General features: G+C 64.6%; 13 protein-coding genes and 1 tRNA gene. 8 read left to right on the forward strand and 6 right to left on the reverse strand.

Annotated elements, in window-relative coordinates; genetic code table 11:
• Positions 1–86: 86 nt before the first annotated feature.
• Together NP_RS02130 and NP_RS02135 are read left to right on the forward strand one after the other, a co-directional pair.
• Positions 87–827 carry a 4-phosphopantoate--beta-alanine ligase gene (locus NP_RS02130; RefSeq protein WP_011322151.1) on the forward strand — a complete coding sequence of 247 codons (741 nt, stop codon included), beginning with the start codon at positions 87–89 and terminating at the stop codon, positions 825–827.
• 75 nt (positions 828–902) lie between these two features.
• Positions 903–1,943, forward strand: coding sequence for a DUF7139 domain-containing protein (locus NP_RS02135; RefSeq protein ID WP_011322152.1), 1,041 nt, complete (start codon positions 903–905; stop codon positions 1,941–1,943).
• 45 nt (positions 1,944–1,988) lie between these two features.
• Here NP_RS02135 and NP_RS02140 read toward each other — a convergent pair whose 3' ends face one another.
• Genes NP_RS02140 through NP_RS02150 form a run of 3 tightly spaced genes read right to left on the reverse strand, consistent with a single transcriptional unit; the run spans position 1,989 to position 4,644 of the window.
• Positions 1,989–2,468 (reverse strand): Mut7-C RNAse domain-containing protein, encoded by a 480-nt coding sequence (locus NP_RS02140; protein WP_011322153.1) that lies wholly within the window; start codon positions 2,466–2,468, stop codon positions 1,989–1,991.
• A complete protein-coding gene (gene polX, locus NP_RS02145) occupies positions 2,465–4,207 on the reverse strand; it encodes a DNA polymerase/3'-5' exonuclease PolX (protein ID WP_011322154.1) in 1,743 nt (580 codons plus the stop codon). Before polX ends, NP_RS02140 begins: the two co-directional genes overlap by 4 nt.
• Complete coding sequence (locus NP_RS02150; RefSeq protein WP_011322155.1) at positions 4,204–4,644, reverse strand: DUF5788 family protein; 441 nt, start codon at positions 4,642–4,644, stop codon at positions 4,204–4,206. The genes polX and NP_RS02150 overlap by 4 nt, the downstream gene beginning before the upstream one ends.
• Before the next feature lie 101 nt (positions 4,645–4,745).
• Between NP_RS02150 and NP_RS02155 the strand changes: the two genes are divergently transcribed.
• The 5 genes from NP_RS02155 (at position 4,746) to NP_RS14300 (ending at position 10,475) form a co-directional block, all read left to right on the forward strand.
• On the forward strand, positions 4,746–5,687 hold the full coding sequence (locus NP_RS02155; RefSeq protein WP_011322156.1) for an alpha/beta hydrolase: 942 nt from the start codon (positions 4,746–4,748) through the stop codon (positions 5,685–5,687).
• 58 nt (positions 5,688–5,745) lie between these two features.
• Positions 5,746–6,729 (forward strand): nucleoside recognition protein, encoded by a 984-nt coding sequence (locus tag NP_RS02160; RefSeq protein WP_011322157.1) that lies wholly within the window; start codon positions 5,746–5,748, stop codon positions 6,727–6,729.
• Positions 6,730–6,819: 90 nt separating this feature from the next.
• On the forward strand, positions 6,820–8,958 hold the full coding sequence (locus tag NP_RS02165) for a PAS domain S-box protein (protein ID WP_011322158.1): 2,139 nt from the start codon (positions 6,820–6,822) through the stop codon (positions 8,956–8,958).
• Between the two features lie 39 nt (positions 8,959–8,997).
• The gene (locus NP_RS02170; RefSeq protein ID WP_011322159.1) at positions 8,998–10,080 is read left to right on the forward strand and encodes a THUMP domain-containing class I SAM-dependent RNA methyltransferase; all 1,083 of its coding nucleotides are present in this window, start codon (positions 8,998–9,000) and stop codon (positions 10,078–10,080) included.
• A 200-nt stretch (positions 10,081–10,280) separates the two neighbouring features.
• The gene (locus NP_RS14300; RefSeq protein WP_011322160.1) at positions 10,281–10,475 is read left to right on the forward strand and encodes a hypothetical protein; all 195 of its coding nucleotides are present in this window, start codon (positions 10,281–10,283) and stop codon (positions 10,473–10,475) included.
• Here the strand turns inward: NP_RS14300 and NP_RS02175 are convergent, their stop codons facing one another.
• Together NP_RS02175 and NP_RS02180 are read right to left on the reverse strand one after the other, a co-directional pair.
• Entirely contained in the window at positions 10,476–10,880 is a 405-nt protein-coding gene (locus NP_RS02175) for an RNA-binding domain-containing protein (RefSeq protein ID WP_011322161.1), read from the reverse strand.
• The gene (locus NP_RS02180; RefSeq protein ID WP_011322162.1) at positions 10,877–11,410 is read right to left on the reverse strand and encodes an AAA family ATPase; all 534 of its coding nucleotides are present in this window, start codon (positions 11,408–11,410) and stop codon (positions 10,877–10,879) included. Before NP_RS02180 ends, NP_RS02175 begins: the two co-directional genes overlap by 4 nt.
• 97 nt (positions 11,411–11,507) lie before the next feature.
• Here NP_RS02180 and NP_RS02185 point away from each other — a divergent pair.
• Positions 11,508–11,612, forward strand: a tRNA-Arg gene (locus NP_RS02185).
• A gap of 699 nt (positions 11,613–12,311) precedes the next feature.
• Here the strand turns inward: NP_RS02185 and NP_RS02190 are convergent.
• On the reverse strand, positions 12,312–13,400 hold the full coding sequence (locus NP_RS02190; protein ID WP_011322163.1) for an aminopeptidase: 1,089 nt from the start codon (positions 13,398–13,400) through the stop codon (positions 12,312–12,314).
• Positions 13,401–13,442 lie beyond the last annotated feature (42 nt).

The raw sequence follows: 13,442 nt of genomic DNA on the forward strand, positions 1-13,442 counted from the left end.
GCCCAAAGCGTTTTAGTACCACCACCTTGCCGGCTGTCCGACAGGGGAGCGGGACGCTTTTGCCGGCCGGCCGTCGACTGGTCGGTATGACCGGTCCGGACATCCCGGAGTCGCATCCGCGGTATGAGTCGCTTTTGACCCGACACCGCATCGAGGAGGGCGTCGACCTCGGTATCACGTCCCGCCAGGGGCTCATCGCACAGGGCCGCGGCGAGGCCTTCGACTACCTGCTCGGCGAGGAAACGATACCCAGCGCCGACGACGCCGCGCGGGCCGCCGCTGCCCACCTGCTTTCGGCCGACCAGCCCGTGCTCTCGGTCAACGGCAACGTCGCGGCCTTGGCCCCCGGCGAGATGGTCGCGCTTGCGGCGGCGACCGGTGCTGACATCGAGGTCAACCTCTTTAACCGGACTGAAGCGCGCATGGAACGCATCGCCGACCATCTCCGCGAACACGGGGCCGAGGAAGTAAAGGGGCTGAATGCGGACGGTCGCATTCCGGGACTGGACCACGAGCGTGCCACGGTCGACGCCGACGGCATCGGCAGCGCGGATGTCGTGTTGGTACCGTTGGAGGACGGCGACCGGGCTGCGGCCCTCGCGGAGATGGGCAAGACGGAGCTAGTTATCGACCTCAATCCGATGTCGCGGTCGGCACAGTCGGCGGCCGTTCCCATTGTCGACAACCTGATTCGTGCGGTGCCAAACATGACCGCCCATGCCGAAGCCCTTGCCGGCGAGGACGCGTCGACGCTTGAGAATATTATCGACGACTTCGACGCCGACGCGGCGCTTTCGGCCGCCGAAGAGCGGATTCGGGATATCTAGGGCTGCTGTGGCTGTCCGTTTCGTCTTGCGCCTGTCTGACGTAGTGTTTTGTACGTAGAGTTAGTACGGCCCGACATGGCTAGCCTCACGGAGGTCTACGAGGGCGGGTCGGGGGCCGGCCTCCGACGGCTCTACGCCGGCGTCGTCCTGTTCGGGGTCGGCGTGGTCCTCGTGACAACGGGCATCCTCATCGCATCGACCGGACTCGGGGCCTACGTCGGCCTCGGGCTCTACGAGGCCCGTGAGGTCGCGGGGATTCTCGGTGGTGTCGGGCTCCCGGCCGTCCTGCTCGGAATGTTGGTCGCGCTGCCGCGAGCGGCCCGCGAGCTACAGGTCGGGGTCGGCGCTGGCGCGGTGCTTTGTCTCATCGGTGTCGGAATGTTCCGTCGCTGGTATCCGGTCGACTGGGTTGGTGCCTCCGGCAACACGACGATGACGCTTGTCGTCGCCGCGACCTACTTCGCCGGCGCTATCGTGATGACGTGGAGTCTCTTTACCGCGGTGGCGAATTTCAAGGCCCGAAACGACCCCGGTGGCACCGTCAAACTGGAGGTCACGAAGGGCGGCGAAACGAAGGTCGTCGAGGTCTCCAACGACGACCTGCGCGGCACGCTGGGCGGTATCGGTCTGCTCGGCGGCCAGCCGGAGGGCGATGTCGAAACCCAAACCAACGACGGGTCCCGCGACCGCAACCGCAACAAGCAGGCCACCGGCGGTGGAGCCGGTGTCGGCTCCCGCTCGTCCGACACCCGCCGCAGAACCGAGTCCGGCTCGTTGTCGCCTCGCTCATCCGGCGGTTCCGGCTCGCCGTCGCGCTCGTCATCAAGGGGGTCGTCGTCCCGTTCCCGTCAGTCGCGGTCGGCCCCCGGCCCCGCGGCCGATGCGAGCGCGACCGACGGCGGTGCGACGGACGAGCCATCGATACAGACGCCGGGCGACGACGCCGAATTCCTCGATGACGGACCGGAGACCCCTTCGAACGACCGCTACTGCGGCAACTGTACCCACTTCCGGTACGCCCGAACTGACGACGGGCTGGTACCGTACTGTGGCCTCCACAGCGAGGCGATGGACGACATGGACGCCTGCGACAAGTGGTCGCCGAACACGAAGTAGCCGCCAGCCTTATCGAACGACATCCGAATAGTGCGGCCGACCGCATCATCCGACGTTCGCAATCGTTTCCTGCATCCGCTCCCAGTGGCTCCCCTTCCAGAACACCTGCTCGCAGGCATGGCAGCGCCAGCAGTCTGTCCCGGCGGAGTCGGGCGCGTACTCCGGCGTCGGCTCGTCAGCGCCGACCGGCTCTAAGTGACCGTTACAGCGGCCACAACGTGTCGGACGCTCATCGACGGTGAGTTCGACACCCATCTCGTGTAGCTCCGAAAGCTGGGCCTCGACATCGCGCGTTCCCAGCAACAGCCCCCGGTCGACCCGAGCCGCAAGCTCGGTGTCTCGCGTGATGAGCACTCGGCCTTCTGTGGCAGCGAGTTCGCGGAGCCGGTCGTCGGCCTCGATGTCTCGGTCGCCTGCGTAGACGGTGTCGTAGCCACAGCACCGGAGATAGACGGCGAGTTTGCCGAGCATTACGTCCAGCAGCAACCGGTCGGAGGCCGGGCGACATCGTCGGGTGTCGCTCATTCGAGAAACGCTCGAACCCCGTCGCTGTCCCGGCAGTTGAGTACGTCGTCTGGCTCCGCCCAGCCTCGGCGGCCCGTGTGGACGCCGAACCGCATGTAGTCGTATGCGCCCGGGCGATGGGCGTCGGTGTTGATGGCGATGGTCGCTCCGGCTTCGATTGCGGCTTTGACGTAGCTCGACCGGAGGTCGAGCCGATGCGGGTTGGCGTTGATTTCCAAGGCGGTATCGCTGTCGGCCGCCGCCGAAGCGACCCGCTCGATGTCGACATCGTGGCCGGGCCGCTGGTTCAGCAGCCGGCCGGTCGGGTGGCCGATGATGTCGACCTCCGGGTGTTCGATGGCCGCCACGAGCCGGTCGGTCCCGTCGCCATCGAGGCCGCTGTGCGGCGACGCGACAACGCAATCGAGGGCTTCGAGAACGTCCTCGCTGACACTGATTGAGCCGTCTTCGCCGATGTTGGCTTCGACACCGGCGAACACGTCGATTGAAGCCGAATCGTCGACCGCCCGAACTGTCTCCCGAAGGTCGAACAGCTCCTCGTCGGTTAGCCCGACGCCGCCGACCATCCCGGGACCGGTTGCGTGGTCGGCGACGGCGATGTACTCGTGGCCGTACTCGGCGGCAGCCTCGGCCATCCCTTCCACGCTCGTCTGTCCGTCCGAGGCCGTCGTGTGGAGGTGAAGGTCACCGCGGATGTCGGCTTCCTCCAGAAGGTCCGGAAGCGACTCTTCGGCGGCAGCATCGACCTCGCCGCGGTTCTCGCGTATCTCCGGCGGTACCCACGCCATTCCGACGGCTTCGTAGACGCCCGCCTCGCTTTCGCCGGCGACGCGGTCGCCGACTCGCTGGCCTGCGTCGGGGTCGTCGATATCGCTGATATCGAAGACACCGTACTCGTTTAGCTTCAGGTCGTGGTCGATAGCTCGGTTGCGGACGGCGACGTTGTGGTCCTTGCTGCCGGTGAAATACTGCAGCGCCGCGCCGAACGAGTCCGGGTCGACGACCCGGAGGTCGACCCGGACGCCGTTCGAGCGGACGCTGGCCTTGTTCGTGCCGGCCTCGATGACGGCGTCGGCCGCCGGCCAATCGGTAAACGCCTCGATAACCGCCTCCCGGTCGGCACTGCCGACCAGCACATCCACATCGCCAACCGTCGGCCGCCAGCGGCGGATTGACCCTGCCGTCTCGACGGCCTCGGCGACCGGCATCGACTCGACGTACTCGACGATGCGGTCCGCGAGCGGCCGCGCCTCGCCAAGCAGGCTTCTCGCGCGCGACTCGCGGGCGAAGGGAATGTTTTTGAGAATGTTCTGTTCGGTTTTTTCGCCGAACCCGCTGACGGTCTGTATCTCGCCGGCCTCCGCGGCGGCTTCGAGGTCGTCTAACGTTTCGATTTCCAGCGCGTCGTACAGCGACGCCACCGTCTTCGGCCCGACGCCTTCGACGGCGGTCAACGCGTCCATCTCGACAGGAAGCCCCTCGCGGAGGTCTGCCAGTTCCTCGATGTCGCCGGTCTCGATGTACTCGGCCGTCTTGCCTGCGATGGCGTCGCCAACGTCGTCGATTTCGGTTAACGCGTCCTCACCTCCCTCCTCGTAGAGTGTTTCGACGGCGACGGTGTGGCCGCGGATGCTCTCTGCGGCCCGCCGGTAGACGTTCGGCTTGTAGTCGACATCGCGCGCTTCGAGGTGGGCTGCCATCTCCTCAAGCAGCGCGGCAACGTCGGCGTTCCTGCTCATCGTCTCCCCACCTGCGGCCCGTCGTCGTCGTGTCCGAGGGCCTTCTTCAGGAAGTCCATCCAGCGCTTTTTGTCGGCGGCTTGCTGCCGCTTTGCCTCCGCCTCGACGCTTTCGGGGCCGAGGCTCTCCAGTGCTTCGAGCGCTCGGTCGATGCCGACGATGGCGTCGGCCAGCCGCTCGCCCTCCTCGAACGGAATCTCACCCTCCTCGATGCGTTCTTTGCGTTCGAGCCGCTCGCGCCGGAGGTTCCGTTTTGCCTGTTCGACGCGCTCTCTTTCGCCGGCCGGAACCGTCTCCCGGCGTTTGATTTCGAAGACGAACTCCCGGAGCTCGACCTCCTCGCCCTGTATCTCGATACGGTCGGGGATGTCGACCCCGAGGGTAGCCCCCTCGCGGTCGATGCGTTCGAGGAGCTGCTTGCGCTGGTACTCCTGCACACGCTGTTGTCCGTTTCCCAGCGGCAAATACCAATCGGACGTTTAAATCCCTCCGGCGATGACGGCTCCACAATCAAGTGGCTGCCGTGGCTGGTACGGGTATGGCCGACGCTCCCGACGACCAGTTGCAGCCGATTCTCGACCTCCTTGCGGACGCGCCGGCGCTCGAACACCTCGGCGTTGACGGTGCCCGCCAGCAGTTCGAGGCGCTGGGGTCGTTTGCGCCCACCTACGACGTCCACGACGAGGTCGACATCACAATCCCCGGGCCGGACGGCGACCTCGACGCTCGCGTCTTCCGTGCGGCTGCCGAAGCGCGGCCGACGCTGCTGTATTTCCACGGCGGCGGCTTCGTCGTCGGCAGCATCGACACGCACGCGAACATCTGCCAGCGCCTCGCCGAACAGAGCGGCTGGCACGTCGTCTCCGTTGCGTACCGCCTCGCGCCGGAGCATCCGTTCCCGGCGGCGCTCGAAGACGCCTGTGCGGCCGCCGAGTGGGTCGCCGACAACCCGGATGCGGTCGGCAGCGACGGGACGCTCGCGGTCGGTGGCGACAGTGCCGGTGGCAACCTTGCGGCCGGTGTTTCGCTGCTGGCGCGCGACACTCGTGAGGACAGCGGAAGCGACCTGCCGGATATCGCCCATCAAGTGCTCTACTATCCGGTCTGTGGGTCACCGCTGGCACACTACGAGAGCCGCGAATCGTCCGAGACCGGGTATTTTCTCGAACAGAGTACGATGGAGTGGTTCCACGACCAGTACGTCCAATCGCCGGTCCACAACCGAAACGAGTATCTCGCCCCGCTTTTGGTCGATGACTACACCGGGCTTCCGTCGGCGACAGTCGTGACCGCCGGCCTCGACCCGCTCCGCGATGAGGGCTGTGCCTACGCTGAAGCGCTCGACGACGACGGTGTCGATGTCTTTCACGCCCATTATGACTCGATGGTTCATGGGTTCGTGAGCTTCCTCGGGATGGTAGCGGCCGCCGACGATGCCGTCCGGGCGACTGTTTCAGGACTCGACGCCGCCATCGACTGACCGGCGGGCCGCCATCGAAACACAACGGTTTCGGTCGCGCGACTCCTGGCTCTACTTGATGGAGCCATCGGTCGGCGCGCTGCTGCTCGGCGAGGTACTGCCGCGGATTCTGACCATTGCGGCGGCCATCGCTATCGGCGTCGCCTTCGCGAACCTCCTCGTGGCGTTCGGCGCTATCCAGTATATCGCGGCGCTTTCGAAGCCGCTGACCGGCCCGGCGAACCTTCCGGACGAAGTCGGCAGCGCCATCCTGACGACCGCGGCGTCGACGACAGCCGGCTACGGAATGTTGGCGGAGTACCGGGATTCGGGCTTGCTCGACGACCGCGCGACCCTCGTTGCCGTCACCATCAACACGTTCTTCGGCTTCGTCCAGCACATCTTTACCTTCTATGCGCCGGTCCTCATCCCCATTCTCGGCCTCAAGGTCGGCGTTCTGTATGTTAGCATGCGGGCCGGCATCTCGCTGGCTATCACCGCGACCGGCGTGCTCGCCGGGGCGCTGTTGCTCTCTTCGCGGAACGTCACCCCTGGTGCGATGTCCGATGGCGATTCGGACACTGAGACGCCGGGCGGCGATTCGTCGCCGACGCGTGAGAAACTCCTTGATGCTGGCCGGAGCGGCCTCGAAAAGACCTGGGAGATTCTGCCACGGCTCGCAATCGTCTACACGCTCGTCGTCGTGGGGACGACCTACTACGACCTCGAGTCGCTGACCGGCGGTGCGGCTGACCCGCTGGCAGCGCTGACCGGGCTTCCGTCCGCAGCGGTGCCGGTTATCGTGGTCTATGCGTTCGACACGACAAGCGGCGCGCTCACCATCGCGCCGCTCATCGAGGACGGCGTCTTCACCGCGCGGACGGCCGTGGCGACGATGCTCATCGGCGGTATCGTCTCGTTTACCGTCTCGACGTTCAAACGGTCGATTCCCTTCCAGTACGGTATCTGGGGGGCGGAGTTCGGTACGAAGGTTATTATCGTCAACACGTCGCTGAAGGTGCTGTGGATAGCCATCGCCGTGACGCTGCTTTTGGCGTTCTGACTGTAGCTGCTCCGCCAGCCTCTTTGGGCTTCGGTTCCACAAACCGGGAACAACCGAAAAACAGTTGCCATTATGCGTAGTGAATCGGGTATGGTCCGGTCTCTCGGTCCCACGTCGTTGCTCGCTGTCGGCGACAGCCCCGACAGCCCCGTGGCCGCGGTGACCGAGCTGGTACAGGTCGACGGCCGGTTTATTATCGAGACGGTTCCCGATGCCGAAACCGGTCTCGACCGGCTCGGCTCCGGCAGTTTCGACTGTGTGGTTGCGACCCCTGAACTGCCGACCGTCGACGTTATCGAGTTCCTCCGTACGGTCCGGCGGGCACACCCGAACCTCCCTGTGGTTCTTCTCACCAACGCTGAGGCCGACGGCTTCACCGAGCGTGCCCTGAACGCGGGTGCGACGGATGTCGTTCCGGCGGCCGCCGGTGCGACGCTTCTGGAGACGCGCATCGAAAACGCCGTTGGCAGACACCGAGCAGCCGAGCAGCCCCAATACGAGGAGATTATCGAGACGCTTCCGGTCGGCGTCTACCGGAGCGTCCTCGCCCCTGACGGGGATATTGTCGGCGCGAACCCGGCGATGGCGAGGCTGTTCCGTGCCGATTCAGCTGCTGACCTACTCGGCACCGAGGCGGCTACTCTCTACCGTGACGAGGCCGACCGCCAGCGGTTCCTGGAGCGGCTCGAATCGAACAGCATCGTCCGCGACATGGAGGTGGCCGCCCAGACGCTCGATGGCGGCGAACGCTGGGTTTCGATTACCGCGGTCCGGACCACCGACGAGGGGCGCACCTACGCCGATGGTATCGTCCGCGAGATAGACGACAGAAAGCAGCGCGAGACCGAGTTGTCGATGTTCCGCCGGGCCGTCGAAGCCTCCGGTCACTCGGTGTACTTCACCGACCGGACCGGTGCAATCGAGTACGTCAACTCGGCCTTCGAGGAGACGACGGGCTACACCGCCGAGGAAGCGGTCGGACAGACGCCACAGATTCTGAAATCGGGCGAGCACGGCCCCGAGTTCTACGAGTCGCTTTGGGAGACGATTCTCTCCGGTGAGGTCTGGCGGGACGAGATTGTCAACCACACGAAGCACGGCGAGCGGTACGTCGCCGACCAGACCATCGCGCCCGTTGAAGGCCCTGACGGTGACATTGAGCGGTTCGTTGCCATCAACATCGACATTACGGAGCGAAAAGAGCGTGAACAGACGCTCGAACAGTTCCGAAGCGCCGTCGAACACGCCGGTCACGCTGTCCTCATCACCGATTCCAAGGGGACAATCGAGTACGTAAACGACGCCTTCGAAGAGATGAGTGGCTACTCCGCTGCGGAGGCTATCGGCCAGTCGCCGTCGATACTCAAATCCGGCGAACACGACCACGATTTCTACCGGCGGCTGTGGGAGACCGTGCTCTCCGGCGACGTCTGGCATGGCGAGGTAATAAACGAGCGTAAGAACGGCGGACAGTACGTTGTCGACCAAACCATTGCCCCGATTACTGATGCCGGCGAAATAACCGGCTTCGTCGCTATCAACCGCGATATCACCGAACTCAAAGCATACGAGCGAAAGCTCGAAGAGCAAAACGAGCGCCTCCAGCAGTACGGCCATTCGGTCGCTCACGACCTCCGGAACCCATTGACGCTTTTGAAGGGGCATCTCGACGACTTTGAGACGGTCGCCGACGACGGCCCAGTAGACCCTGAGACGGTCGAGCGGCGGTGTCGCGATGCCCGCGAAGTCGTCGACCGGATGGAACTGCTTATCGACGACCTTCTGACGATGGCCGAGCAGGGCCAGCGGGTCCTCGAGTTCGAGACGGTGTCACTCGAAGCCGTCGCCGATGAGGCGTGGGAGCAGGTCCAGACAGCCGAGGCCGACCTCACCGTCACGGACAGTCCCATCGAGGCCGACCCCGACCGGCTCCGCGAGCTACTCTCGAATCTGTTCCGCAACGCTATCGAACACGCCGGCGAGGATATCGCTGTCCGGGTCGGCCCGCTCGATTTCGTTGAGGGGTTCTTTGTCGAGGACGACGGTCCCGGTATTCCGCCCGACGAGCGCGACCGTGTGCTCGACCGCGGATTCACGACTGACGAGGAGGGGACCGGCTTCGGTCTCGCTATCGTCGAGGAAATCGCCCGCGCACACGAGTGGACTGTCGATGTCACTGAGGGGTCAGAAGGCGGCGCGCGCTTCGAGTTCCGCCCGGAAACGAACTGACCCGTCGCCCTTTTCCACGCTGGGCGGTCTACGGTAACTGTGCAACTGCTGGCGACGACAAACGGCGGATTGGAGTCGGTCGCGGCGGCGGAACTCCGCGAACTGACCGGCGCTGAAGCGACGCGCCACCATCGCGGCGTCGTCGCCTTTGAGGGTACTGTTGAGGATGTGTACGAACTCCACTACCGGGCCCGGTCGCTCCACCGGATTATGGCGGTGCTGGTCGACACGCCGGTTGCGGGACTCGACGATATCTATGCGACAACCGCCGACATGCCCGTTGCCGACCGGCTTCCGGAGGCGACGTTCGGCGTCGTCGGGACCCGGCACGGGACACACGAGTTCACCAGCATGGATGTCGCCGACCGGGTCGGCCAAGCGGTCATCGACGCCTACCGCGAGGCGACCGGAACACGGCTACCGGTCGACCTCGACGACCCGACGGTTCGGCTGGAGGCGTATCTCTACGACGAGCGGTTCACCCTCGCGGTCGATTTGACCGGCGAATCGCTCCATCGTCGTCCGTACCGCGTCTGTGAGCACGACGCGCCGCTCCGTGGGACGCTCGCATACCAACTGCTCCGGCTTGCAGACTACAGCGCCGACGACCGACTCGTCGACCCGATGGCCGGGTCGGCGACGATACCCATCGAGGCTGCTCTCGACGCCACCGATGCCGTCCCCCGTCCGGACCTCGACCCGGCGTTTACCGTGCTCCCACGGTTCGACGGCGACCGCTTCCGCCGTCGTCGGGCAGCCCATACCCGACGGGAGGCCGCTGTCGACATTACGGCCCGCGACAACCAAACCCAGTGGCGAGAGTGCGCCCGCGAGAACCGCGAGGCAGCCGGGTTCGAAGACGAGGTCGATATCGTCGCGGCCGACGCTCGCGAGGCCTCGCTCGATGCCGACTGTGTTGTGACGAACCTCCCGTTCGGCATCCGCGTTACGGGCGACCTCCGGCGGCTCTACAGCGAGTTCGCCGAGCGGGTGACGGACGGCAGCGTCGACCGGCTTGTCGCGCTGACGACAAAGCCCGGGTTATTGCCCCTGTCGCCCGACGAACAGCACGACATTCCGTACGGCCGTATCGACGCCTCCGTCATCGTCTGGCGACGGTAATCGGCTCTAGACTACTGCCTCCTTCCCGTTTGTCGACTATGGCTGGGACCAGCCGGTATCTTTATGAACAATCGTGTAATACACTGAGGTACATGCGAGACTTCACTCGCGCTCGTGGGCTCCATCTCGCCGTATCGGTACGCTAGTTTCTCGACCGACCGTACTGGCGACGAACACTTCCCCCCGATACCCCCTAACCAATGAGCACGAACCCCTCGATGTCCGAACCGCGACCGACGACCGAAATCACAGCACGTGGCCGCTCCGACCCGTGGGCGGCGGCCGACCCGCAGCCGTCGCTGCCGGCGACTGACATCGCCCCCCGACAGTTCGAGCCGACGGCACGAAGCCGGCTTCGGAACCTTATGGACAAGGAAAACGCCTACTGCGAGTAACTACTCGACAGGCGCTCCGTCCTCCGTCGGCGGCGCGACGGAGTCGATATACGTCTCCGCGTCCGGTTCGTTGACCTTTACCCGGACGTGGATATCGCCCAGCTCGCTTTCGCTGCCGACCGCGAAGTTGATGACGCCCTGAAATGCCGCCTGTTTCTTCAGCCGGAAGCTGAACGTATCGCCTTCGAGGTCCGAAAAGAAGGCTCCGCGGGCCGAATCGAGAATAGCCTGCTCGTGGAGCCGCTCGGAGAACGTCTCCATCGAGTGGCCGGTTCCCATCAACTCGCCGGGGTGGGACTCGATTTCGGCCTCCGGAAAGAGGTTCTCTATTGCGTCGGCGACGCGGTCTGTGACTTCCGTTTCGTTGACTGGCGCGGTAATCTGAACGTCGACGCTGTATATCATGTTGATTCCAGTACCTCCGCGGCTCGCTCTCGGAAGGCGTCAAGGCTGCCGTCGTTGTTGATTCGCACGTTGGCGCGGGCCAACGCCTCATCGAGCCCAAACCGGAGTTCGCGGTTGTCGCGTTCGGCGAGCGTCTCGCCGTCGCCGTCCCGGCCGCGTTCGTTGATACGGTCCTTTCGCTCCTCGAATGGCGCTTCGATGGCGACGAGCGTGAAATCGTCGCCGAAGGCCGACTCGAAGGTGTCGACCTCGACGCCCGAGCGGATGCCGTCGACAACGACGGTTGCGGCGTCTTCCAGCGCCGACTCGATATGGGGCAGCGAGGCCTCGGCGATGGCTGCGGGGCCGTTTTCCTCTCGAAGCGACTGTGCGACCTCGCCGTGGTGTTCGGCTGGGTCGAGGCCGCGGTCGCGGCAGGCCTCTCGGATAACGTCGCCCATCGTCACGACGGGAACCCCCTGCTCTTCGGCGACGGCCGCGAACTCGCCTTTCCCGCTTCCCGCTAAGCCGACAGTTCCGATGACTCGCATTCGTCAGTCGCTACGGCGAGCGGCCGTTTGAAGGCTTTGTTACCCGGCCGCCCGGACCCGTGCCGTTTTTGAAGCCGCCCCCGCTACCAGGGAGTGAGGGCACGTAGCTCAGCCCGGATAGAGCGTCGGACTTCTAACTGCGCCGGACGTTCCGGTGTGGGAAGACATCCGACGGTCGTGGGTTCGAATCCCACCGTGCCCGTGAAGCCGCTGAACGATAGTGAAGCGTGCTGAATCGCAGCACGCAGGTGATTCGAATCACGCCAGACCGAACGACGTGCGGTCTGGCCTCGGGTGAGAATCCCACCGTGCCCGTCCACCTTTTTCCCGCTCGGGTCGCGGCTACGCCGCGACCACTCACGGCAAAAACGTGGGCGAAAAAGCCCTCGGCGTTCGCTTCGCTCACGCCGGGTGAACCGCGTGCCTCCGGCGCACGGATGCTCCTTGAGATAGCGCACCTCCCCTACCTTTTATTACCCTCGTGAAAACCGGGCAAAAGTAGACAATCGTTCTCTGCTAAAGAGGATATATAGCGAATGTCTACTTGCAGGTCTTCTAAGTGACTGAGTACATACCGTACTGGCAACATACTACGTCATCACAAAGTTTTATACTATATCGGCCTATACACGTAATCGTAATGTTCGAGAACGCGACTAAACGTTCATCGAAAAGCAAGAACGCTGTACGCCTGTATTGGGGGTCGCGTTCTGTGAACCGGCGCGGAACGACGGAGGTGTTCGACCGGAAGTGACGGCAGGCCCACGCTCGGTCCAACTCAGACATCTGCCACCGTAACGGTCTGTCACGGTTCGGCCCACCCTGGTGTTCGCTCAGACAGCGTCCGCCCGCTGGACGCGTGTTCCGTGACTTGTTTTTCAGCTCCTGTCCGTCCTGCCGCCTACGCCTCGAAGTCGTCCTCGAAGCGGAAGGTCCCGTCTCGCTGGACGACCTCTCCGTCGACTTCGATGACGGAGTCGTCGCTCATGTCGACGATCATATCTAGGTGTACCGCCGACTCGTTTGCCTCGCGGTCCTCGCCGACGCACTCGTCGTAGGCGCGGCCGATGGCCATGTGGACGGTATCGCCCATCTTCTCGTCGAAGAGCATGTTGTAGGTGAACTCGTCGATATCGCGGTTCATTCCGATGCCGAGCTCGCCGAGGCGGCTGGCTCCGGGGTCGGTGTTGAGCACCTCGGTTAGCAGCCCCTCGTTTTGGTCGGCGCTGTGTTCGACGACCTCGCCGTCCTCGAAGACAAGGTGTGCGCCGGTGATTTCCCGTCCCTGATGGTACAGCGGCATGTCGAAAAGCACCTCGCCTTCGACGCTGTCGACGACCGGGGCCGTGAAGACTTCGCCGCCGGGGAGGTTCTTTTCCGCGTAGTCGTTGAGCGTCTTCATGCCGTCGAGCGACATCGTCACGTCGGTCGTGTCGCCGCTTTTGATGCGAACCTCGCTTGCGGGGTCGAGAATCTCGACCATCTGCTCTTGATGGCGTCGTTGTGCGTCCCAATCCTTGTTGACGGCGTCCCAGACGAAGTTCTGGTAGCCTTCGGTGCTCATGCCAGCCAACTGGGCGTTGCCCTGCGTTGGATACTGGGTGAGACACCACCGCTTCGAGAGGGCGACTTCCTGTACCGGCTGGTAGGCCTTCGAGCGGGCCGCCTGCGTCTCCGGCGGGACATCGCTTTGCTCGGTGGCGTTGGCCTCCCCGCGGACCCGAATGAGAACGTCAGTCTCCTCGTAGAGCGCCTTGAGGTGGGTCGGCGTCTCGAAGTCGTCGTCGGTCGCCTTGAGGTAGGCTCGCTGGGCGCGGCTGTCGCTTGCGAGATACACCGGCGTTGCCCCCCGGTCGCCGACGACCTCGTGGAGCGCGACGGCGAGGTCCTCGGCCTCGCTTGGAGCGCTGATGACGACGTTGTCGCCCGGCTGTACCTCCGTCGAATGGTCGACGATGATAGTCGCGTGCTCGCGAATGCGTGCGTCCATATCCGACGTGGTGGCGCGGTCGCCTATACCCTTGCGGTGGCA

It is taken from the genome of Natronomonas pharaonis DSM 2160, assembly GCF_000026045.1.
GTDB classification, from domain to species: Archaea; Halobacteriota; Halobacteria; order Halobacteriales; family Haloarculaceae; genus Natronomonas; species Natronomonas pharaonis.